Source organism: Pectobacterium araliae (genome assembly GCF_037076465.1).
Classification (GTDB): domain Bacteria; phylum Pseudomonadota; class Gammaproteobacteria; order Enterobacterales; family Enterobacteriaceae; genus Pectobacterium; species Pectobacterium araliae.
The window spans coordinates 2385219-2408060 of record NZ_AP028908.1; the positions used below are offsets into that span (position 1 = coordinate 2385219).

At 52.6% G+C, this 22842-nt stretch carries 18 protein-coding genes and 1 pseudogene; 6 read left to right on the forward strand and 13 right to left on the reverse strand.

Features of this window, described 5'->3' with window-relative positions:
- Window positions 1-23 precede the first annotated feature (23 nt).
- Both AACH44_RS10835 and AACH44_RS10840 read left to right on the forward strand, forming a co-directional pair.
- Window positions 24-977, forward strand: a complete 954-nt coding sequence (locus AACH44_RS10835) for an amino acid ABC transporter permease (protein ID WP_261849588.1) — start codon at window positions 24-26, stop codon at window positions 975-977.
- A 15-nt stretch (window positions 978-992) separates the two neighbouring features.
- Window positions 993-1817, forward strand: a complete 825-nt coding sequence (locus tag AACH44_RS10840) for an amino acid ABC transporter ATP-binding protein (RefSeq protein WP_261849589.1) — start codon at window positions 993-995, stop codon at window positions 1815-1817.
- 78 nt (window positions 1818-1895) lie between these two features.
- On the opposite strand, the gene AACH44_RS10845 is transcribed toward AACH44_RS10840, so the two are convergent.
- The 11 genes and pseudogenes from AACH44_RS10845 to AACH44_RS10895 all read right to left on the reverse strand — a co-directional run bounded on the left by AACH44_RS10845 (window position 1896) and on the right by AACH44_RS10895 (window position 16151).
- Window positions 1896-2345: a hypothetical protein gene (locus AACH44_RS10845; protein WP_261849590.1), complete on the reverse strand. Its 450-nt coding sequence runs from the start codon at window positions 2343-2345 to the stop codon at window positions 1896-1898.
- A pseudogene (locus AACH44_RS10850) lies at window positions 2342-3045 on the reverse strand (hypothetical protein). Before AACH44_RS10850 ends, AACH44_RS10845 begins: the two are co-directional and overlap by 4 nt.
- Before the next feature lie 129 nt (window positions 3046-3174).
- Window positions 3175-3873 carry an urea ABC transporter ATP-binding subunit UrtE gene (urtE, locus tag AACH44_RS10855; RefSeq protein ID WP_261849591.1) on the reverse strand — a complete coding sequence of 233 codons (699 nt, stop codon included), beginning with the start codon at window positions 3871-3873 and terminating at the stop codon, window positions 3175-3177.
- A gap of 1 nt (window position 3874) precedes the next feature.
- Entirely contained in the window at window positions 3875-4711 is an 837-nt protein-coding gene (urtD, locus tag AACH44_RS10860; RefSeq protein WP_261849592.1) for an urea ABC transporter ATP-binding protein UrtD, read from the reverse strand.
- Window positions 4704-5780: an urea ABC transporter permease subunit UrtC gene (urtC, locus tag AACH44_RS10865; RefSeq protein ID WP_261849610.1), complete on the reverse strand. Its 1077-nt coding sequence runs from the start codon at window positions 5778-5780 to the stop codon at window positions 4704-4706. Before urtC ends, urtD begins: the two co-directional genes overlap by 8 nt.
- Window positions 5781-5791: 11 nt before the next feature.
- Window positions 5792-7381: an urea ABC transporter permease subunit UrtB gene (urtB, locus tag AACH44_RS10870; RefSeq protein ID WP_261849593.1), complete on the reverse strand. Its 1590-nt coding sequence runs from the start codon at window positions 7379-7381 to the stop codon at window positions 5792-5794.
- Between the two features lie 58 nt (window positions 7382-7439).
- Window positions 7440-8708 carry an urea ABC transporter substrate-binding protein gene (gene urtA, locus AACH44_RS10875; RefSeq protein WP_261849594.1) on the reverse strand — a complete coding sequence of 423 codons (1269 nt, stop codon included), beginning with the start codon at window positions 8706-8708 and terminating at the stop codon, window positions 7440-7442.
- Window positions 8705-9493, reverse strand: coding sequence for a GntR family transcriptional regulator (locus AACH44_RS10880; protein ID WP_261849595.1), 789 nt, complete (start codon window positions 9491-9493; stop codon window positions 8705-8707). Before AACH44_RS10880 ends, urtA begins: the two co-directional genes overlap by 4 nt.
- 36 nt (window positions 9494-9529) lie before the next feature.
- The gene (uca, locus tag AACH44_RS10885) at window positions 9530-13144 is read right to left on the reverse strand and encodes an urea carboxylase (RefSeq protein ID WP_261849596.1); all 3615 of its coding nucleotides are present in this window, start codon (window positions 13142-13144) and stop codon (window positions 9530-9532) included.
- Complete coding sequence (gene atzF / locus AACH44_RS10890; RefSeq protein WP_261849597.1) at window positions 13137-14939, reverse strand: allophanate hydrolase; 1803 nt, start codon at window positions 14937-14939, stop codon at window positions 13137-13139. Before atzF ends, uca begins: the two co-directional genes overlap by 8 nt.
- Window positions 14940-15143: 204 nt before the next feature.
- Window positions 15144-16151, reverse strand: a complete 1008-nt coding sequence (locus AACH44_RS10895) for a Gfo/Idh/MocA family protein (protein WP_261849598.1) — start codon at window positions 16149-16151, stop codon at window positions 15144-15146.
- Between the two features lie 146 nt (window positions 16152-16297).
- Here AACH44_RS10895 and AACH44_RS10900 point away from each other — a divergent pair, with 146 nt between their 5' ends.
- From AACH44_RS10900 to AACH44_RS10915, 4 genes are all read left to right on the forward strand, one after another.
- A complete protein-coding gene (locus AACH44_RS10900; RefSeq protein WP_165345942.1) occupies window positions 16298-16474 on the forward strand; it encodes a hypothetical protein in 177 nt (58 codons plus the stop codon).
- Between the two features lie 669 nt (window positions 16475-17143).
- Window positions 17144-17962 carry an oligogalacturonate-specific porin KdgM family protein gene (locus tag AACH44_RS10905; protein WP_261849599.1) on the forward strand — a complete coding sequence of 273 codons (819 nt, stop codon included), beginning with the start codon at window positions 17144-17146 and terminating at the stop codon, window positions 17960-17962.
- A 129-nt stretch (window positions 17963-18091) separates the two neighbouring features.
- Window positions 18092-18844: an oligogalacturonate-specific porin KdgM family protein gene (locus AACH44_RS10910; RefSeq protein WP_261849600.1), complete on the forward strand. Its 753-nt coding sequence runs from the start codon at window positions 18092-18094 to the stop codon at window positions 18842-18844.
- A 118-nt stretch (window positions 18845-18962) separates the two neighbouring features.
- Window positions 18963-20669 (forward strand): pectate lyase, encoded by a 1707-nt coding sequence (locus AACH44_RS10915; RefSeq protein WP_261849601.1) that lies wholly within the window; start codon window positions 18963-18965, stop codon window positions 20667-20669.
- Between the two features lie 203 nt (window positions 20670-20872).
- Here the strand turns inward: AACH44_RS10915 and AACH44_RS10920 are convergent, their stop codons facing one another.
- A complete protein-coding gene (locus AACH44_RS10920; protein ID WP_261849602.1) occupies window positions 20873-21994 on the reverse strand; it encodes an ABC transporter substrate-binding protein in 1122 nt (373 codons plus the stop codon).
- A gap of 442 nt (window positions 21995-22436) precedes the next feature.
- Entirely contained in the window at window positions 22437-22835 is a 399-nt protein-coding gene (locus tag AACH44_RS10925) for a hypothetical protein (RefSeq protein WP_261849603.1), read from the reverse strand.
- Window positions 22836-22842 lie beyond the last annotated feature (7 nt).

Sequence of the window (22842 nt, forward strand, 5' to 3'; positions counted from 1 at the left end):
ATCACCTTCAAATGGTATCGATCATGACGCAATCCCTACACACGTCTTCTCAGCAGCCACCGCTGAGCCAGGCACAGGAACCGCCATTGAACATTGTTCCCGCGCGTTATCCTTTCCGCTTTGCTGGCGCACTGTTTTCGCTGTTTATTTTTGCTGGGATTATTCAATCCATCGCGCTGAACCCACGTTGGGAGTGGTCAGTCTTTGCCGAGTGGTTTTTTAATCCGGTAATCCTTACCGGACTGGGGCAAACGCTGCTGCTGACCGCGCTGGGCACATTATTCAGCATTATTTTCGGCACCGCGCTGGCGCTGGCTCGCCTTTCGCCGTCTTATCTGCTTTCCACACTGTCGTGGCTGTATATCTGGCTGTTCCGGTCACTGCCGCTGATTCTGGTACTGATCATCCTTTACAACTTTTCTTATCTCTATGACGAGTTGGCGGTAGGCATTCCATTCACCTCCGTCGTCTTCCTGCGCTATCCGACGATTGACCTGCTGGATCAATTTTCCGTCGCCGTGCTCGGCCTGACGCTGGTGCAATCCGCGTATACGGCGGAAATTATTCGCGGCGGTATTCTCGGTGTGGATGCCGGACAGTTTGAAGCTTCCGCCGCGCTCGGTCTGCCCGGCGGTCGTCGCACGGTGCGCATTATTCTGCCACAGGCGCTACGTTCCATTCTGCCCACCGGCTTCAACGAGATCATCAGTCTGGCGAAAGGCACGTCGATCGTTTACGTGCTGGCGCTACCAGAGCTGTTTTACACCGTTCAGGTTATCTACAACCGTACGCAACAAGTGATTCCGCTGCTGATGGTCGCCACCATCTGGTATCTGCTGATCACCACGGTGCTCTCCATCGTCCAATACTATGTGGAACGCTATGTGTCTCGCGGTGCGGTACGTGAAATGCCGCCCACACCGCGCCAGAGGTTCGTCCGTTTTCTGACGCGCAAGCGCGCACGTTCACTCACCTGATTTTGGAGATTCACGATGTCTGAAGCTATCGACTACTTTGCACACGCACGTGCCACCACGCCGCCACAGACAGAAAGCGCGCGTGGGCTGATCGAGATCCGCAATGTGGGAAAACATTTTGGTCAGCATAAAGCGCTGGAGGACATCAATCTGACGCTGGCACCCGGCTCCGTCACGGTGATCCTTGGTCCATCGGGTTCGGGGAAATCCACGCTGCTGCGCACGATTAACCATCTTGAGCGCGTGGATGAGGGCTTTATCCGCATTGATGGCGACTACATCGGCTACCGGCGCAAAGGGAATACGCTTTATGAATTGAAAGAAAAGGACGTGCTACGTCAGCGCATCAACGTCGGTTATGTGTTCCAGAATTTTAACCTGTTCCCGCATCTTTCCGTGTTGGAAAACATCATTGAAGCCCCGCTAGCGCATAGGCTGTACTCACGCCAGGAAGCGGAAGATGCCGCCTTTACCCTACTGGAAAGTGTCGGACTTCGTCATAAAGCGCACTCTTATCCGCGCCACCTTTCCGGTGGTCAGCAGCAGCGTGTCGCGATTGCCCGTGCGCTGGCACTCAAGCCGAAAGTGATGCTGTTTGATGAACCGACGTCCGCGCTCGATCCCGAACTGGTCGGCGAAGTGCTGGATGTGATCAAATCGCTCGCCCGTTCCGGCGTGACGCTGGTTGTCGTCACACATGAAATCGGCTTCGCCCGCGAAGTCGCCGATCGCGTGGTGTTTATGGTGGATGGCAAAATTGTCGAAAGCGGGGATTCCTGGCAGGTATTGAACCATCCCCGTCACCCACGGACGATCAATTTTTTGAATAAGGTGTTGTGAGGTAATACAAGGCCAGTTATCAATTGAAAATCAATCAGGCTCTCTGTGAGTGAGCCTGATGAGATGGTGCATAAATCATTATTTTCCGAGTAGTGCCGCAGTAGACGGACTGCTGTAAACCTGAATCATCACGCTTTTATCCGTATCAAACGTCGCAACCGTCACAACGTCCTTAGTGCCCGCCGCTCGCCAGCATTCAGCCTCAACATCGCAACGATCCTGCTTCTCATAACCCATTGACGTCAGATAAGTGTGAACCTTGCTGGTATCTTCAGTACCATAGAAGTTCATCGTCCAGACTTTAGCTTCCGGGCCCGTTACGTTTGAAAAATTGAAGTCATAGCGATCGGTAATACGTGGCATTGCTTTTAGAAAATCGGGGGTATAGAACGCATATTCCCTTTTGTCCTGCTCGGTATAATGTGCACTTCCAGCAAAATTCATTTTGATGTAGGGCCATAGAGAACCGACCGCAACAGCAATAACGGTGATGCCAAGCACGGAAAAAATTTTCAACGATCTACTCATAGCCCTAATGTCCTGTTTTTCGCTGAGTCGATAAAAGACCCATCGCGACTGGCGAAACTTACATTTCCAGATTCGAAATCATTGTAGGGCGAGACCACCTGCATAAATGGTGGTAAAACACCCCTGTGGGGTCTGGCATTGTTGGGAAATCGTTCAGGGTCGGGAAAAAGGAGTGGCGTGAATTTATCATTTTTGAAAGAACCGATCTTGCCGTGATAATCCCATCGTTTAAGTGCTTCTTCCCTGCTAACAGGGCGAAGCATGGGGAAAGGATTTTGAATAGACACTACACGGTAAAAACCCAGCAAATCGGAAACCAAGTCCTCACCGCTGAATCCACTGTCTGTCACGAGGTTATTGGGAAATGAGTCTTGGAAAGCTTCAAATTTCTGGGCCACCGCCATCATCATTGCCAGCGCAATGCTGAGTCTCTCATGTTGCGGACGCCCTTTTTTGATTCGCCAGGTAATAAATTTCCCAGAGCGAATGATGCGGTAAGGGTCCGCATACTCTGTGAATAGGTAACATTGTAGCGCTCTTGTCCTGATTCCTCACCCTGATTAATTTTGCTGAGAAGGTTTCTAATGTCCGTACCTTGCGCATGGCCGAGGTCGATCCATCCCAAGACTTCGGTATATACCAAGCCGCCCTTTGAAGCGGCGGCTTTACTGCCATCCAGTATTTCGTAGCGTTTACTCATCCTTAAGTTCCCTTTCCTTTTTAGCTGAAGATACACAAAGAAATTATCCTCTTAAGACTGTATTTTACACAACTTCTTCGTTCGGCCTGAAACTTTTGTCCTGTCGGCGTAGGGTTAAAGTAATCACATTCAAATTGCCACCAGCCCCCGCACGCCGTCCTGTTCCATCGTTTCTCCTCGTCCACGCTGGATGATTTCCCCACGGGACATCACCAGATAGCTGTCTGCCAGCTCGGCGGCGAAGTCGTAAAATTGCTCGACCAGCAGGATCGCCATGTCACCGCGCTGCGCCAATTGACGGATTACCGCCCCAATCTCTTTAATTACCGATGGCTGTATCCCTTCTGTCGGCTCATCCAAAATTAACAATTGTGGTTTGCAGGCCAGCGCGCGTCCAATCGCCAATTGTTGCTGTTGCCCACCGGACAAATCGCCGCCGCGCCGCTGTTTCATCTCATCCAATACGGGAAAAAGTTGGTAGATCTCATCTGGCACCTGTCGCGCTTGTTTGCCCGGAAAACGCGATAGTCCCATCAGCAAATTTTCCTCCACCGTCAGGCGAGGAAAAATTTCCCGCCCCTGCGGCACGTAAGCAATGCCCGCCTGCACGCGCTGATAAGGTTTACGCGTATTGATCGCTTCACCCTGCCAGCGGATCGTGCCGGATTTTGCCGGAATCAGCCCCATCAGACATTTCAGCAGCGTGGTTTTTCCCACACCGTTGCGCCCTAACAGGCAGGTAATCTCGCCAGGGTTTACCTCAAAAGACAAGCCGCGCAGGATATGACTACCGCCGTAATATTGATTCAGTTCTGAAATTTCTAACATGTTAGCGCCCCAGATAAACGTCAATCACCTGCTCGTTAGCCTGCACCTCGCGTAGCGATCCTTCTGCCAGCACCTGTCCCTGATGTAACACCGTAACGTGATCGGCAATGCTCTCGACAAAGCCCATATCGTGCTCCACCACCATCAGCGAATGTTTGCCTGCCAGACTGCGGAACAGCTCGGCGGTATAGGCAGTTTCTGCATCGGTCATCCCTGCGGCGGGTTCATCGAGCAACAGCAGATGAGGTTCCTGCACCAGCAGCATACCGATCTCCAGAAACTGTTTTTGTCCATGCGACAGTAATCCCGCAGATCGTTGCCGTTCATGACCGAGCCGCAACAGTGCCAGCGTGTCGTCAATCCGATCACGTTGTTCGCCATTCAGTCTGGCACGCAAGCTTGCCCATACCGATTTATCGGTTTTCAGTGCGATTTCGAGGTTTTCGAACACCGTCAGCGCTTCAAACACCGTCGGTTTTTGGAATTTCCGCCCTATTCCCACGCGGGCAATATCCACTGGCGATAGCGTCGTCAGGTCAGTGAACTGATCGTAAAACACCTTACCTTTATCCGGTCGCGTTTTACCGGTAATTACATCCATCAGCGTCGTTTTCCCCGCGCCGTTAGGGCCAATGATGCAGCGCAGTTCCCCCACACCAATCTGCAACGAGAGGTCGGTGAGCGCCCGAAAGCCGTCAAAACTGACATTAATCTTGTCGAGTTGCAGCACTGGGTCGGTCTGGTGTCGATGGCGATCTGACGGGTGTCGCTGGGCAAACTGGGTCGGTGAAGCAGCCGTTGGTGCAGCTACTGAGGGTACAAATACAGACTCAGTCATGTTTCTTCCTCCTCAACAATCCAATCACCCCGCGCGGCAAAAACAGTGTGACGAGAATAAACATCAGCCCCAAAAAGAACAGCCAGTATTCGGGAAAGGCCACGGTAAACCAGCTTTTCGCCCCGTTGACGATCCCCGCCCCAAGCAGCGGGCCGATTAGCGTTCCTCGGCCACCTAACGCAACCCAGATCGCCGCCTCGATGGAGTTCGTTGGCGACATTTCGCTAGGATTGATGATGCCAACTTGTGGCACATACAGCGCCCCCGCCAGGCCACACAGCACGGCAGAAAGCGTCCAGACAAACAGCTTGAAGCCTTTCGGATCGTAGCCGCAAAACATCAGACGGTTTTCCGCATCGCGCACCGCCGTCAACACGCGGCCAAATTTACTGCGTGCCAGCGCAAATCCCACCAGCAGGCTGGCAGCCAGCAGCAATACGGTGGCAACAAACAGTCCAATGCGCGTACCCGTAGCCGTAATAGGGAAACCCAGTAGCGTGGTAAAGCCGGTAAATCCGTTATTACCCCCAAAGCCCGTTTCGTTACGGAAGAACAGCAGCATCCCCGCGTAGGTCAACGCCTGCGTCATGATTGAGAAATAAACGCCCTTGATTTTGGAGCGAAAGGCGAACCAGCCGAACACAAACGCCAGCACGCCCGGCACCAATACGATCAGGCACAGCGTCCAGGCAAAATACTGCGTTCCCGCCCAGAACCACGGTAGCTCCGTCCATGAAAGGAATGACATAAACGCGGGCATCCCCTCACCCGCAGCCTGCCGCATCAGGTACACGCCCATCGCATAGCCGCCCAGGGCGAAAAACAGGCCGTGACCGAGCGACAGCAGCCCGGCATAGCCCCACACCAGATCCAGCGCAACGGCGACAATCGCATAGCACAGGATTTTGCCGATGAGCGTCAGCGTATAAGTAGAGATTGCTAGCGGATGCTCTGCGGGTAACAGCGCAAAAAACGGCAGGATCAGCAAAGCCAATAGTAGCGTCGAACCAAGGCCAAGTATGAGTCGCGGCGCGCGCTGCGTCAGCGTTATCGTCATAGGTTGCGTAATAGGTTGCGTCATCAGTCAATCACCCGTCCTTTGAATGCAAACAGCCCCTGTGGCCGTTTCTGAATAAACAGCACGATCAGTACCAGAATGACGATTTTGCCCAGCACCGCACCGATCTGCGGTTCCAGCACTTTGTTAAGGATGCCAAGACTGAACGCGGCCACCACCGTCCCGGCAAGCTGTCCGACACCGCCCAGCACGACGACGAGAAATGAATCGATGATGTAACCCTGTCCTAACTCCGGTCCAACGTTGCCCAGTTGCGACAGCGCTACGCCGCCCAATCCAGCGATGCCAGAGCCCAAACCAAAAGCCAGCATATCCACACGTCCGGTTGGCACGCCGCAGCAATCCGCCATCGCGCGGTTTTGCGTCACCGCCCGCACATTCATGCCAAGGCGGGTTTTATTGAGGAGTAGCCAGGTCAGCAGCAGTACGCCAAGCACAAACAGGATCACCGCGATGCGGTTATACGGCAGCACCAGATTTGGCAACAACCGCAGCCCGCCGGACAACCAGGCGGGGTTTGCTACTTCCAGATTCTGCGTCCCGAACAGCATCCGCACCAGTTGGATTAGCATCAGGCTAATCCCCCAGGTTGCCAGCAGCGTTTCCAGCGGACGACCATACAGATGGCGAATCACCGTGCGCTCCAGCGCCATGCCGACACCCGCAGTGATAAAAAAGGCGACAGGTAACGCTAGCAGCGGATAGTACGCCAGCCAGTCGGGAGCAAACTGCTGGCACAGCGACTGCACCAGCCAGGTTGAATACGCGCCCAACATCAGCATTTCACCGTGTGCCATGTTGATCACGCCCAGTAACCCGTAGGTGATCGCCAGCCCCAATGCCGCCAACAGCAAAATAGAGCCGAGCGACAGTCCAGTAAATGCTTGCCCGAGCAGATCGCCGACGATCAAACTTTGTTTAATCTGATCCAAACTCTCCTGCGCGGCCGCACGCACGCCGGTATCTGGTTCATTCTGTGCCTGCGTCAACGGCTGTAACAGTGCCTGCATGTGCGGATCACCGGTCTGCCCTAAGCGTTTGACCGCGTCAAGACGCACCAGCGGATCGGCGCCGCTTAACTGCCGAGTGGCAATAGCAACATTCAGCGCATCGTGCACCTGTGCGTCTTTCTCTACCCCAAGGCGTTGCACCAGTAGCGGCAGTTGTTCCGCACTGCTGTCGCTTTGTAATTGCCGCACCGCACTCAGGCGAGTGGTCGCGTCATCACTGACTAACTGGTGCGAGGCCAGTGCGGTAGCAATCAGCACGCGCAGGCGGTTATTCATAAACAGTTTTTTGGTCGTACCAACGGGTTCCGCGTTCCCGTCCAGCGGCGTTAATGTGCCCTGAACATCCTTAAACAGTTGCTGGTTCCGATCCATCACCACCGCTTCATCGCGCAATGCCTGTAGCAACGGTAAGCGTGCAGGTTCTGGCGCTGCGGCCCATTGTTGCAACAGTTCAGCCTGCTGCGTACGGCTGCCAGCGGCGAAATCAGCCGCAGGCCCGGCCTGTACCAGCAGGGGAAACATCAGACACAGCGACAGTACAAACGTAGATAATCGATGACTCATCATCGCAATGTCCGCCATATAAGAGAGAGAGGGTATCCCCGTCCGACATGTTGGACGGGGCGTGTAGAGACGACGTTTACTGTGCGGCTTTGATTGGATGATCGGGTTTCTTATCATTACCAGCGATGTACGGACTCCACGGCTGAGCGCGAACCGGTTTATCCGTCTGCCAGACCACGTTGAACTGGCCATTTTCTTCTATTTCGCCAATCATCACTGGCTTATGCAGATGGTGGTTGGTACTGTCCATCGTCAGCGTAAAGCCATCCGGTGCGGCAAAAGTTTGCCCCGCCATGGCGGCGCGCACTTTATCCACGTCCGTAGTGCCCGCTTTCTCTGCCGCCTGCGCCCACATATGAATACCGACATAGGTGGCTTCCATTGGGTCGTTAGTCACCACCGTCCCCGCATTCGGCAGGTTTTTCGCTTTGGCATAGGCCTTGTAAGCGTCCACGAAGTCGGCATTGGTGGGGTTATCTACCGATTCAAAATAGTTCCATGCCGCCAAATGGCCGACCAGCGGTTTGGTATCGATGCCGCGCAGTTCTTCTTCCCCCACCGAGAATGCGACAACGGGCACGTCGGTCGCTTTGATGCCCTGATTCGCCAGTTCTTTATAGAACGGTACGTTGGAATCGCCGTTAATGGTGGAAACCACCGCCGTTTTACCGCCCGTCGAGAATTTCTTGATGTTGGAAACGATGGTCTGATAATCGCTGTGGCCGAACGGCGTATAAACCTCCTCGATATCCTTGTCCTGCACACCTTTGGCATGCAAGAACGCACGCAGGATCTTGTTGGTGGTACGCGGATACACATAGTCAGTACCCAGCAGGAAGAAACGCTTCGCCGCCCCGCCATCTTCACTCATCAGGTATTCCACCGCGGGGATCGCCTGCTGATTAGGTGCCGCTCCGGTATAGAACACGTTCGGCGACATCTCTTCCCCCTCATACTGCACCGGGTAGAACAGCAAACCGTTCAGTTCCTCAAACACTGGCAGCACCGATTTACGTGACACCGATGTCCAGCCGCCGAACACCACCGCCGCTTTATCTTGCGTCAGCAACTGACGTGCTTTTTCGGCAAACAGCGGCCAGTTTGACGCCGGATCGACCACCACTGGCTCCAGTTTTTTACCTAGCACTCCGCCTTTGGCATTGATTTCATCAATGGCCATCAGCGCCACATCCTTCAGCGGCGTTTCCGAAATCGCCATCGTGCCGGACAGCGAATGCATAATGCCGACTTTGATGGTCTCCGCCGCCTGCACGCTCCAGGTTAGCCCCATACCCACTACCGTCGCGGAAAGCGCAAAAACTTTTAGCAATGAACGTCTTTTCATTTATTAGCCCTTAAGTCATGTTGAGTGAGAATGGAATCATGTGATGCGTTAGATGAAACGGATTCAACGGAAGCCAATTCAGTTGGAACCGATTGAGGTCGCGCCTGCTGTAGCATGTGCAAGGTAATTTTCCTAACTTCAGCCTTACTGACGGCAATGTGGTCGATCAGAATGCGCTGCGCCTCCTCGGTGTGTTGTTGCAATATCGCCAGCAGAATCTGGGCGTGCTCTTTATAGGTCGCATCGATGCGATCTTCTCGGGTGAAGTCGAGGCGGCGAATAATGCGAATTTTCTCCGTCAGTTCACCGTGAACGCGCGCCATTTCGCTATTGCCCGCCGCCGCAACCAGCCCCCGATGAAACGCTTCGTCGTAACGGGAGACGATCTTGCCCTCATCCAGACGCGGTTCCTCAATCCAGAAACGTTTCAGGTCAGCCAGTAACTCAGCACAGCGCCCCGGCGGTATTCCACATAGTCGCCGAGTGGCTTCGCGCTCCAGCACAATGCGGAAGTCATATAGCTCTTCAAAATAGGCGAAATCAAACGGACGAACCTGCCAGCCGCTGCGAAAATAGACTTCGACATACCCTTCCCGCTCCAGCCAGAACAATGCCTGACGCACCGGGGTACGACTGACCGACATCCGCTCAGCAATCTCATTTTCACTAAAGCGATCCCCCGGCATGAGTCGAAAATCGAAAATGTCGTTTTTCAGCGCCTGATACACCCGCTCTGCCAGTGCTTCCGGGCGATCTTTATTACTTTTCTGTGTACCTGTTCGCATCGTTTTCTCCGTCTCGCCGTTTATTCCAGCCAGTTCTTATTCCAGCCATAGCAAGGCATCGCCGGGACTGACTGGTCGCCCTGGCTGGCAGCCGATGCGCTTCACTCGGCCAGACTGCGGCGCGGTTATCATCAGTTCCATCTTCATGGCTTCAACGATAATCAGCGGCTGTCCGGCTTCAATGACATCGCCGACATTCACCAGTATTTTCCAGATATTGCCGTTCATATCCGCACTGACCTGAAACGCACCATCGTCGTTTTCTACGGATACGGGTGGCGTGTTATCCAGCGGAGTGGTGTCCTCTTCCTGCTGCCACAGCGCCACTTCGGTTTCAAATGCAGAGGCTTGACGCTGGCGAAACGCCGCGATGTCTTCAGCCTGTTCCGTCAGAAAACGGGTGTGTTCAGCGAAATCAAACTCGGTTTCTTCGATGTGGATCGCCGCTCGTCCTTCGCGGAAATCCTCACGCAGCGTCGTCAATTCGGCTTCGCTAACCGGATAAAACCGCACCTGATCAAAGAAGCGCAGCAGCCACGGTTCATCGGCGATGAACTGATCGTTTTTGAGGAACGTGTTCCAGATCGGCAGCGTGCGACCCACCAGTTGATAGCCGCCCGGCGAATCCATGCCATAGATGCACATGTACATACCGCCGATACCGACCGTACCTTCGGCGGTGAAAGTGCGCGCGGGGTTGTATTTGGAACTGAGCAGACGATGGCGTGGATCAACTGGCACCGCACAAGGCGCGCCGAGATAAACGTCACCCAGCCCCAGAATCAGGTAGCTGGCATCGAAAATGATGTCGCGCACCTCATCGCGGCTCGCTAAGCCATTAATGCGCTGAATGAAATCGACGTTATTCGGCAACCAGGGTGCGTTGGCGCGCACGGTTTCACGGTAGCGCTCAACCGCACCGAGCGTCGCGCTGTCTTCAAACGCCATCGGCAAATGGACAATACGCGACGGCACGGTCATCCGGCTGACATCGCCAAGCTGGCTTTCCAAATGTAGTAGCACATCCAGCAGCGCACGCTGGCGGATAATCCGGCTGTCATAACGCACCTGTAGCGAACGCACGCCAGGTGACAGCTCCTCGATTCCCGCCGTCTCAGAAGCACGAATCGCGGCCATGAGCAGATGAATACGCAGCCGCAGCGCCAGATCCAACACGTTCTCGCCGTACTCGATCAGAATGTAGTTATCGCCTGCCTGACGGTAAACGGCGGCTGGCGTGGTCGCCGTGGCCTGCACCGCAGCCAGTACCGTTGCAGAACCGTATTCCGTCGTCGCCAGCGAGGGAACGTCAAACGCCGGTGCGTGGGTTACGCCAAGCGAGGCTACGCGGCCAGACTGCGCCTGTTCCAGCGCCAACGCTTCATCTGCGCTGATAGGATGAAAACGAATACGATCGCCCGGTTTCACCTGGCCGACTTTCCACAGTTCCGCTTTGGCAATCGTGACCGGGCAAACAAATCCCCCCAGACTCGGCCCGTCTCGCGTGAGGATTACCGGAAAATCGCCAGTGAAATTCACCGCACCAATCGCGTATTCACAGTCGTGGACGTTGGAAGGATGTAAACCAGCCTCGCCACCGTTCGCTCGCGTCCAGCTTGGTTTTGGCCCCACCAGACGAACGCCCAATCGGTTCGAGTTGTAATGCACCTGCCATTCTGCCGCGAAAAATTCGTCGATCGCCGCGTGGGTAAAGAAATCCGGTGCACCGTGCGGACCGTAGAGCACGCCAATGCGCCAGTCGTTGCCATACTGCGGAATCAGCGCGGCATCCACGGCCTGCGGGTCACTCACTGGGGCGGGCGTGGTGCAGGCAGGCAATTCGGGTTGAGAAATCGCCAGCATATCCGCCACGCGTAGGGTTCTTCCGGCATGACCGCCAAACTCCCCGAGTGCGAAAGTCGAGCGGCTGCCGAGATATTGCGGAACATCAATGCCGTTGCGTACCGCCAGATAGGTGCGGCAGCCGGACTGCGCGCGCCCCAACGTCAGCGTTTGTCCGGCTGTGACCGTAACGGGTTGCCAATATGGCACGATGTCGCCATCCAGCGTCGCCGGGCAATCTGCCCCCGTCAGCGCAATCACCGCAGAATGGTGGAAACGCAGCGTTGGCCCTTGCAGCGTAAATTCCAACCCTGCCGCAGCCTCATCGTTACCGACAATGCGGTTCGCCAGCCGGAACGCGAAATCGTCCATCGGACCGGAGGGCGGCACACCGATATCCCAATAGCCGAGGCGACCGGGATAGTCCTGCACGCTGCTCCAGGTGCCGGGTTGGATGACTTCAATCACTGATGCAGACGGTGTAAAGTTATCGAGCATTCGCGTCCATACCGTTCCGCGACGAAACGCATCGGTGGTGATGATCTGACGCAGGTAATCCAGATTGGTGGCAATACCGTGCAAACGCGTGGCACTCAACGCCTGTTGCATCTTCTCCAGCGCCAGTTCACGGGTTTCTGCGTGGACAATCAGCTTGGCGATCATCGGATCGTAATACGCCGACACCTCAGTGCCGGTGCTCACCCAGCCATCGACCCGCACGTCGTCGGGAAAGACCACATCGGTCAGCACACCGGGGCTGGGCTGGAAATTTTTCAGTGGATCTTCTGCATAAATGCGCACTTCAATCGCCGCGCCACGCGGTATTTGAGCAAGCAGTGCCCAGTCCAGCGGTTCATCCGCTGCAACGCGCAGCATGCATTCGACCAAATCCAGCCCGGTAACACACTCCGTCACCGGATGTTCAACCTGCAAACGGGTATTCACTTCGAGGAAAAAGAACGCATCACGCTCGGCGTCATAGATAAATTCCACCGTTCCCGCGCTGCGGTAGTTGACCTGCTCGCCAAGCTTTACCGCCGAAGCCAACAGCGCCTCGCGCGTAGCATCTGGCAAATGCGGCGCGGGCGTTTCTTCCACCACTTTCTGATTACGCCGCTGCAATGAGCAATCACGTTCGCCTAGCGCCACCACGCGGCCTTTTCCATCGCCAAAAATCTGTACTTCTACATGGCGCGCCCGATCGATGCAGCGTTCGAGAAACACGCCGGCATCGCTGAAGAACTGCTCGCCTAACCGACGCACGCTCTCCCACGCGGCTTGCAGCGCGATGGCATCGGCGCAGCGCGTCAGGCCAATACCCCCGCCTCCGGCGGTACTTTTCAGCATCACCGGATAGCCGATGTCTTCTGCCGCGGCTAACGCGTCCTCCAGCGAGGCCAACAGCGGCGTTCCCGGCGTCATCGGCACACCCGCCGCCGCCGCCAATTCACGTGCTCGGTGCTTCAGGCCAAATTCACCAATTTGCTGTGCCGTTGGCCCGACAAACGCAATACCAGCTTTTTCACACGCGGCGGCAAACGGCAGGCTTTCAGATAAAAAACCATAACCCGGCCAGACCGCCTCAGCCCCCGTCTGCTGCGCGGCTGCAAGCACTTTATCGATACACAGATAGCTGTCGCTGGCCTTTTTCCCGCCAATCGATACGGCGATATCGGCATCTTTCACATGCTGCGCGTTTTTATCCGCGTCGGAATAAATCGCCACGCTAGTCATACCTAAGCGCTTCAGCGTGCGTATCGCGCGGCAGGCGATCTCACCTCGGTTAGCAATCAGTACGGTCTTAAACATGAGACACCTCCTGACGGGTAAGCCAATGGCGCCAGCCCCCGAATGCGGTAATATCCACGGCGTCGCTCAGCGCAGCCGGTTCGCAAATAAAGCCTTTAACCTGCCGCCCGTCCGCTAACGTCAGCGTGCCAATCCCCAACGGCGCCGGAATCTCTGCGACAAACTCACCAAAACGTGCCAGTGGGATGTCCCACAGCTCGACGATAATCGCCGCCCCATCGACGCTTTTCGCTAAACCGGGCTTAGCCGGTTGCGTATTCGCCAGCGCATAAAGACGATAGTTTTCCGCTGTGCGTGTTTCTTCCACCCACACCGCATCTCGGGTGGTCAGTTGATGATTCAACGGCATGCCTGTCAGGTGCGCACCAACGACGGCGAGGCGAACGTGCAATGTGGAAGGCGGCAAGACAGCGGAAACAGAAGGCTGAGGTTTTCCCGTTGCGCCTAGCGTGAGCGCAAGCTGTGCCTGCCAACGCAGACCAAAGCTCGCTAATGCACGGTCGTACCAGGCGGGTGCAATCAGCGTAATACCTGCGGGCAAGCCGTCAGCCCGGAAAGGAGCAGGCAGCGCCAGCGCCGAGAGATCGGCCAGATTGGTAAAGTTGGTGTAGGTACCTAACTGGGAGTTGTAGCGCACCGGCTCCTGTTTCATCGCCTCACGCGTGTGGATCGTCGGTGAGGTCGGTACAACTAACGCATCGAACGGGGCTAGCGTCTGCTGGATTTGACGTGCCAGTTCAGCCCGCAGATATTCGGCCTTGAAAGCATCCACCGCGCTGAAACGCTCACCGCTCGCCACAATGCGATGCACCACTGGGTCCATCGATTCGGGCTGTCGCAGCATATCGCCAACGGCCACCGTGCGTTCCGTCACCCAAGGGCCTTGATAAAGCTGATCGGCCAACTGCGTGAAGACACTGAAATCGATGGGATGTAGCGTTGCGCCCGTCGCTTCTAATTCGACCAGCGCGTGCTCCCATGCCGCCTGTGCGACAGCGTCGGCAAAAAAGGTCGGATCGCTGGGGATAGCAAAGCGCGGCTGCGCTGGCAGTGCAACAGGTGACCGCCCCGGATGACAGCGCGAGTAGGCATCTGACTCATCGTACCCGCCAGCCAGTTCGGCGACGGTAAACGCATCTTCGACGGTCAGTGCAAACACGGAAATCGTGTCATTCAGGCGACAGGCTGGTACGACACCGCTTGCCGATAGCCATCCTTTGGTCGGCTTCAGGCCGACAATATTGTTAAACCCTGCGGGAACGCGTCCCGATCCGGCAGTGTCGGTTCCCAACGAAAACGCCACCAGTCCCCGCGCCAGCACCGAGGCCGATCCTGAACTGGATCCCCCGCTGATATAGCTTGCATTGAAGGTATTCGGTACTTCGCCAAACGGTGAGCGCGTACCGACCAGTCCAGTGGCAAATTGATCGAGGTTGGTTTTGCCAATGACAATGGCCCCTGCCGCTTTTAATTGGGCAACGGCAGTCGCATCCTTGTCGGCCAGATAGGTAAAAGCCGGACACGCCGCGCTCGTCGGCCAGCCAGCAACATCAATATTGTCTTTAACGGCAAAAGGAACGCCGAACAGCGGCAGTGCGTCTGGATTTTCACGATATCGCGGCAATAGTGCTGCGATTTGCGCTTCAAGCAGATCAGGCGTCGCCAGCACGATCCACGCGGGATCGTCCGCCGACAAGCTGGCAAGCAGCGAACCGAGTGTTTCGCCAATGCGATTGGCCTGCTGGTGGTAATGCTGTTTCCATTCCTGAAGCGTGAGTCCTGTCATTCTTGGCATGATGTGAATCCCATCTGGTATACAAGATTGAATTCACTAAAGCGAAAACCATGCCAGTTTTTATTTTATTGATTTATATGAAATTAAATTATCGTGCTTCATTGTCGTGCACAGAAAGGGAACAGCCGTGCGCCATTGCGGAGCACGGTTGCTAAAAAATGGCAGTAACAGACGTCGTCAGATTCATTAATGGTTTTGCTTGCGTCAGGCGATCTTTTTCGCAGCCTGCTGTGCCAGAATCGATAGTTCTGTGGCCTTGAAGACATGCGACTGCGACATCGCGTTTTCAGTACGCTCGCGGCAGTCACGTAAAAAATCGGGGAAAAAGGGGCGTTTGACACTGCCTGCGGGGGTAAAACGCTGTTCACCCTGACCGTTCACCAGATAAACGATGTTACTTTCACCGCGCGTGAGATCGACATATTTTCTGATTTCGATATAGCCTTCCGTTCCCAGTATCGTCAAACGGCCGTCGCCCCAAACGCTCAAGCCATCCGGCGTAAACCAATCACAGCGGAAATAGCCCGTAGCCCCATTGTCGCCCAGCAGCATGGCATCACCAAAATCCTCAAATTCGGGATAGCGTGGATGGTGGTAATTCGCCGTCTGGCTGGCCACCACACGCGCAGCGGTGTTGCCGGTAAAATAGAGAAACTGTTCAATCTGGTGGATACCGATATCGCAGAGAATTCCCCCATACTGGCGCTTTTGATAAAACCAGTCAGGCCGTGCGCCGCGTTCACGGTGTGGGCCAACGCCGATTGTCTGAATCACTCGCCCGATTTCGCCCCGTTGCACCAGTTCACCTGCAAACAACGCGCTATCCACATTAATACGTTCATTAAAGTACACCGCAAACTTGCGACCGGTTTCCGCTACACGACGTTGGACGGCATCCAACTGCTCCAACGTGGTCAGCGGCGGTTTAGCGGTGAAAAAATCTTTGCCGGCATCCAGCGTGCGCAGCGCCAGTTCGGCTCGATCACAGGGGATCGCCGCGCAGGCGATGAGATCGATCGATGCGTCGCTAATCAACTGTTCTACCGATGGTGCAAAAGGAATGGAGGGGAAAAGCGAGGTGAATTTCACTCGATTATCTGGGTCAGATTCGAATACGCCAACCAGTTCCGCGCCCGCATCAACCAGTTGTCGACACATATCATAAATGTGGTTATGTGCTAACCCAATCGCTGCAAACCGAATCTTTTTCATCTTCACCTCGCCGAGCTCGCTATGTCGAACCATTACAATAGAGTGGAAACCGAGTTGGCTAAAGACAAAAGCCACGCAACGCGTTAGAATTTTCCTTGTTTTGTAACATACACACATTTTTTGCAATGCAACCACGAAAAGTAACCATGAAAAGAAAACGCATACTGATCCCCCTCCTCATTCTGATCCTGTTTGTGCTCTATCTAAATCGCGATGCGTTGAATCCTTTTGCGCCTGACTGTAAAAACCTGCCGGCGAATCAGCCCAAGCCCGAAGAATGTAAAAAACCGGTGAAAGAAGTCGCTCCGGGTTTTGAAATTTAGGCTAATTTTGCTCTCAATACGGTTGTTCCGTGACGCCCAATTCTGCTGTCATCACGGATAACCTTAGGGATATTTGATGATAATCGGTTACTTATTCATTTGATAACAACGGCACGCCCATAAAATAATTTCGCGTTCTCGTGGTGGAAGTAATATCGCAAACAGGTTAAACATCACTCAATTACATATCATTATCATTATTAACGTTCATGAGATACCTCCCCCAATCTGACAACACCATTCTTCGCGACACTTATTCCATACCTTTACAATAATCAGATTATATCATTACAAAAAATTTCAAAAAGTAACCAGATATGTGATCCACGTAAATGAAACAGTGTTTCTTTTTCACCATAATGCAACACAACCTAATTATCAAGTCTACTGATTAATTAGTCTTACCAGTAAAAGGTCAGAATTATCGATATTCACCCATCAGCATCAGTCATTGCACTGTGTGCAATATTCATAATCCAATCCCTATATAAGGAGTGTTCGATGAACGGATAGACCAGGGAGAATGCCCTGTCTGACATTATTAATGGCGTCATCATCATTCCTGGTGATTCTATTTTTACGTCCAAAAAATGACATCAACTGTCTGGTTTTAAAGATAGAGACTGCACTCGCCAATAGTATTATTTATTCAAAATAGAGAAAGATAGAATGAAAATATACACACGTAACCTACTCATCGTTTGTGCCGGATTCGCTCCTTTCCTCACCCAGGCAGAAACCGACGGCAAAACGACCTTCCAATATGAGCATAACTGGAAGACAGAAGACCGCCGTCACTCCGACTCCATCAAACTCATTCATAAGAAAACCAACGGATGGTCATACGAAGTCAAATTCAGTACGTCAGCAGGCGGGAACAGCAACTACGACGTTGCCTATGATGACATGCAGGGCGGTTCTGGCGGCATGGTGATCGGCAAGGACTTCAAACTAAGCAAGGCGGCAACCTTAACGCCAAGCTTTGAATTCTCCATCGGGAATTCAAGTATGATGTACCAGCCGGGGCTAAAATATAACTACCGGATAAACAGCGACTGGTCCACGTATGCCCGCTACCGTTATGAATATAAAAAACCCTCTCGCAGCTCACGTTATTCGACCATTTCCACGTCAGATAAATATGGTTACGCAGGGGAATCTTATTTATCAAAATCCGACACCGGACGCCACCGTCTGGATACCGGAGTAACCTATTCTGGCTTTGATAAAATAAATTTAACTTACGTCTTTAACTACTATATCGGCGATAACACCACCAAATCGTATAAATATAGCAAGGGTGAATTCACAGAAAGAGAATATGCCGTCTATGACAATGGCAAAACTGACTATGAGCATCAGTTCAAAGTTCAATATAAGTTAAACAAACAGCTAACTCCTTACATTGAGTATGATGATATTAGCCAATCCAGCACATCATCAAGCCGTCAGGGGAAAATCAAAGTTGGTTTGAACTACGTTTTCTAAGAAACACCGAATTTTATAAAGAAAACATGCCGTATTTCGTGCCGCGTTGATGAAAAAAAAACCATGAATGAATTTTGTCTATCAGCGCACAGTTTTCACAATTAACGACCAATATTAATGGTGCCCATAATGAAAAAACGCTACCTTGTGGCCGGTATTCTCTTTGCCCAAATTTATGCTATTTCCGCGTCAGCCTCTGATACCAAACTTAGCTATGAACATAGCTGGGGTACGATGAATCGCTATCACGGTGATGAAATCGGCATGCGACATTTTATGGATAATGGCCTGTACGTTGGCGTTGAACTGAATTTTTATAATAAGAATAAAGATCTGACCATCGATGATGTCGTTTCGAATTCTTATGCCTTTTATACCGGTTATGCCTATAGCTTAACGCCAGAATTAACGCTGACGCCCAATCTGGAAGCGCGCTTCTACTCTGGCGGCACCAGTGGTGAAGGCACTGTCGGTAATATCAGCGATAGTCAAACTTCAGGTGCACGCTATACGCCGGGGTTGAAACTGACCTGGGCTGTGACGGATAAAACGGATCTTCATACGCAATATCGTTACGACCTCAGAAAAATCACTCGCAGCAAGCGCACCAACACGGACGATGACACCCATCGTCACCGCTATGAAGCTGGCGTTGCCTACAAAGGTTTCGATAATTTCACGTTGGCGTATACCGCTTACTACTATCACGCAGATTACGTGTTGCAAAACAATAAGAAGCATGATTATCAGCAGGATTTCGACGTGTCTTATACCATCAATGACAACTGGACAGCGCACGTTGGCGTTGAAGATGTCGCTAGCGGACGCGATGTGAAATCACGTGAAGGGAAAGGGAAAGTCGGCTTTACCTATACGTTCTAACAACGACTTACCTTTCTAACAGCAGCTTACTGCTATGCCATCTTTCTCGGGGATCCTGTTCATCAAGCGGGATCTTTTTATTACAACTCTGGATGAATCATCGTTACAGGTAGATAAAATGAAAAGATTTGCGCTGTCGCTCCTTGCGGGGCTGGTCGCTTTACAGGCCAGCGCCGCTACGCCTGACCGTCTCACTATCGTCAATCAGTATGTTGACAACGTGTTGACGAAAGCCGGTGACCATTATCATGGTCAATCGCCCACGCCACTGCTTGCTGATGGTGTCGATCCTCGCACGGGCAAACAAATGGAGTGGATCTTCCCTGATGGCCGTCAGGCTGTGTTATCCAACTTTTCCGCACAGCAGAACCTGATGCGCGTGCTGGTCGGGCTCAGTAACCTGAGCGGGAACCCCAGCTATAAACAACGTGCCGAAGCGATTGTGAAATACCATTTTCAACATTATCAGGATGAGAGCGGCCTGCTGATTTGGGGCGGCCACCGTTTTGTGGATCTAAAAACGCTGCAACCGGAAGGTCCCAGTGAAAAAGAGATGGTGCATGAGTTGAAAAATGCCTATCCCTACTACGATTTAATGTTCAGCGTCGATAAAGATGCAACCGCACGCTTTATTCGCGGCTTCTGGAATGCGCACGTTTATGACTGGAAGATTATGGAAACCAGTCGCCACGGTAAATACGGGCAAAAAATAGGCGCGCTCTGGCAAAGTCCGTTTGAGCAACAACCGCCCTTCTTCGCCACCAAAGGCCTTAGCTTCCTGAATGCCGGTAACGATCTGATCTATTCCGCATCACTGCTGTACAAATATAATAAAGAAGAAGGAGCGTTGATCTGGGCAAAACGTCTGGCGCAGCAGTACGTGCTGCCGCGGGATAAAGCAACCGGACTCGGCGTGTATCAGTTTACGCAGGCGCTGAAACGCGATGAAACTACCGACGATGCCGATACGCATTCCAAATACGGCGATCGCGCCCAGCGTCAGTTTAGTCCAGAGTTCGGCCCCACCGCGCTGGAAGGCAATATGATGCTGAAAGGACGCACCAGCACAATCTATTCCGAAAATGCACTCATGCAGCTCCAGTTGGGCAAAGATTTAGGCGCGGAAGGCAAAGAACTTCTGACGTGGACAACCGATGGTCTGAAAGCCTTCGCCAAATATGCCTATAACGAGTCCGATAACACCTTCCGTCCAATGTTGGCTAACGGTAAAGATCTCTCCAACTACGTTCTGCCGCGTGACGGTTACTACGGCAAAAAAGGCACCGTGATCAAGCCTTATCCTGCGGATAATTCATTCCTGCTTTCTTATGCTCGTGCCTATACCGTGCTACCGGACGCCGAGCTGTGGCGTGTCGCACGCGGCATTGCTCGCGCACAGGGGTTAGGCGAATTAGGTTCAGCACCGAATAAAGACGTTAAAGTGGATCTTGCCACCAAGAACAACGATCCTTACGCCCTGTTCGCGCTGCTGGATCTGTATCAGGCAAGCAAAGTGAAAGACTACCTGTCGCTGGCAGAAAAAATAGGCGATAACATTATCAGCACGCGTTATCAAAACGGCTTCTTTATGGCCGAACCCAACAGACAATATGCCGATGTCGATACCATCGAGCCTTATGCCCTGTTAGCGCTGGAAGCTGCGGTGCGCAATCAGCCACAGTCCGTTGCACCGTTCCTGAATGGTGCGGGCTTCACTGAAGGCGGCTACCGTATGGAAGATGGCTCAACGCGCGTGTCCACGCGCGATAACGAGATCTTCCTGTTGAACGTTGGCGAAACGTTGAAACCCAACAACAAGAAATAAGCATTAATTCTCAACACGCCAATGGTGGTTCGCTACCATTGGCAATCCCCTCTTGCTTACTCTGCTCAACCCTGAGCCGAACAAGACCGCCATTATCGGGTGTGATACTTCATCGCGTGGTGCTTAATCATGTGCAACTTACAGAACGTAATGCCGGCCACGATTAACGTGACCAGCATGAAGTAACGCAATAATTTCAAGCGTTAGTTAACCAGAGGTACCTCTGGGTTAACACCAAGCCAGCCCGGCGTGGGTTCGCCTTTCGCTTCACCGACATACAGGCTCATCTGTGCGCGGAAGCGCTCGACCGCACCGCGGTCATACATGAAATCAGCAAATGCTTGCGGACGAGTATTGCTATATTCCCAGATATGCTTGTAACCCTCTGGCGGCGCAACGTCAGTACGCACCGACCACATACGCGAGACCTGTGTCTGCGTGTACGGATCCAGCAGCCAGCTTAGGTACAATTTCGCACTTTCTGGGTGTTTAGCTTTTTTGAAGATCGCTGCACGCTGAGCCCATGACACAAAAGGATCGGACTTCGGCAAAACAAAGCGGGTGACAGCATCCGTAGCCGGAACGAGCGCACCAGAACTGGTAAAGGTCGCGCTGTATTTTCCTGTCGCGATTTCAGCGCCGGGTACATTGGTGCCGCGCACGTAGACAGGATCCTGCTCCTGCAATTTTTTCACAAAATCCCAGCCGTATTTATCCACGACCAGCTTGTACCAGAACAGCACCGCATCATCGTCGTTAGGATAAGCCAGAATCAAATTGCCTCTCAGGTTCGGACGAAGATAGTCATTGGCTTCACGCGGCCAGGATTTTTCATCCAGAAGCTGGGTATTGACCAGGTTACTGAACGCGATGACATAAGCACCGATCCACGCCCCATCTGCATCACGAAATTCCGGGTAAATTTTGTCCCAGCCACGTGGTTTGTAATTCAGCAGCACGCCTTCTTTTTTCCAGCGAGGAAAATCCTGCACCGTTTGCAACTGCACCACATCAGGAATCAGGGTATCGGTCGCCAGCTGGTTATCGATACGGGCGTCATGATATTTGCTGTAATCAACAATCACATTCAGTTTGATCCCAGGAAAACGCTTCTCAAATTCCTGCTTGAAACGCGCCTGCTGCGACTGCACATCACCACCGGCATAAACAGTGACCGAACCGCCTTCTCTCAACGCACTCTGATAGATTTGATCCAGCGATCGCGTCTCCAGTTCGACTGCCGCCTGACTTTGCCCGACGCTGAGTCCGGCCATCATGGCCAGCATCAGCACTGTTTTCTTCAGATACTTCCCAGTGTATTGCATTGTGATTTCCTTCACTTAATGAATAAAACCCGTACCAACAAACGACAACGATCAGCCGTTAAAACGGCAACGGTGTGACCAGCGGATCGCAAGCAAGCGACGCGCAGGATTGGCTCAACGAGATGAGATCGTCAAAAATGAAATCAGAATAGAAAACGCATGGTCCTTCATTGATATATCTCCCGTTCGAGGATAACTTCCCCGATTCCATTAGGATATTTACCCCTGAGTTTACAGGATTAAATAAAAACACATACGAAGAAAAAGCGAACAATATAGTTAAAAACATTGAATGGATAAAATGAGATTACGCTTTCATGCGGGATAGATGCAATATCAGAAAAAGATAGGATGGGATTATTTATCTTATGAAATGATTTCAATTTTAATGATATTACTTAATACCATACAAAAATGATAATATTAGGATTGCAATTTATTTTTACACAGAAGGAAGAGCGGAACCGGAGAATGCATTTTCTGGAATCACGTCAAGATAATCCGGGAGCAGACCATATCCATCCAAAAACACCCGATGCTGCACAATAATTGCGAACGCTTGCTGCAACCGCGCTTTTATTTGTTCCGCACCAGCAATCCACTGCTGGTTATACTGTAAAAATTCCACCGCTTTTTCCAATTCCCCTAACGACCATTGTTCGACAGGATCGTAAGCCAATTCAAGCTCGGCGATATAGGCTCGAAACTCAGATAAATAACGCTGAAACAGATCAAAATCAGCCACCATGGCACAGGCAGCCCGATCAAAAAAAGCGTTAAATGCCTGTTGAACCAATCCCCTATTCATATCGTACGCATCCTTAACCTGCTGATTTTTCATAACGTAT

Coding starts and splice junctions, on each gene's coding strand:
- AACH44_RS10910 (WP_261849600.1), top strand. CDS start 18,092: ATGAAAAAACGCTACCTTGTGGCCGGTATTCTCTTTGCCCAAATTTAT.
- uca (WP_261849596.1), bottom strand. CDS start 13,144: ATGTTTAAGACCGTACTGATTGCTAACCGAGGTGAGATCGCCTGCCGC.
- AACH44_RS10845 (WP_261849590.1), bottom strand. CDS start 2,345: ATGAGTAGATCGTTGAAAATTTTTTCCGTGCTTGGCATCACCGTTATT.
- AACH44_RS10900 (WP_165345942.1), top strand. CDS start 16,298: ATGAAAAGAAAACGCATACTGATCCCCCTCCTCATTCTGATCCTGTTT.
- AACH44_RS10840 (WP_261849589.1), top strand. CDS start 993: ATGTCTGAAGCTATCGACTACTTTGCACACGCACGTGCCACCACGCCG.
- AACH44_RS10920 (WP_261849602.1), bottom strand. CDS start 21,994: ATGCAATACACTGGGAAGTATCTGAAGAAAACAGTGCTGATGCTGGCC.
- urtA (WP_261849594.1), bottom strand. CDS start 8,708: ATGAAAAGACGTTCATTGCTAAAAGTTTTTGCGCTTTCCGCGACGGTA.
- urtB (WP_261849593.1), bottom strand. CDS start 7,381: ATGGCGGACATTGCGATGATGAGTCATCGATTATCTACGTTTGTACTG.
- urtD (WP_261849592.1), bottom strand. CDS start 4,711: ATGACTGAGTCTGTATTTGTACCCTCAGTAGCTGCACCAACGGCTGCT.
- AACH44_RS10835 (WP_261849588.1), top strand. CDS start 24: ATGACGCAATCCCTACACACGTCTTCTCAGCAGCCACCGCTGAGCCAG.
- AACH44_RS10905 (WP_261849599.1), top strand. CDS start 17,144: ATGAAAATATACACACGTAACCTACTCATCGTTTGTGCCGGATTCGCT.
- AACH44_RS10895 (WP_261849598.1), bottom strand. CDS start 16,151: ATGAAAAAGATTCGGTTTGCAGCGATTGGGTTAGCACATAACCACATT.
- AACH44_RS10880 (WP_261849595.1), bottom strand. CDS start 9,493: ATGCGAACAGGTACACAGAAAAGTAATAAAGATCGCCCGGAAGCACTG.
- AACH44_RS10915 (WP_261849601.1), top strand. CDS start 18,963: ATGAAAAGATTTGCGCTGTCGCTCCTTGCGGGGCTGGTCGCTTTACAG.
- atzF (WP_261849597.1), bottom strand. CDS start 14,939: ATGCCAAGAATGACAGGACTCACGCTTCAGGAATGGAAACAGCATTAC.
- AACH44_RS10925 (WP_261849603.1), bottom strand. CDS start 22,835: ATGAAAAATCAGCAGGTTAAGGATGCGTACGATATGAATAGGGGATTG.
- urtE (WP_261849591.1), bottom strand. CDS start 3,873: ATGTTAGAAATTTCAGAACTGAATCAATATTACGGCGGTAGTCATATC.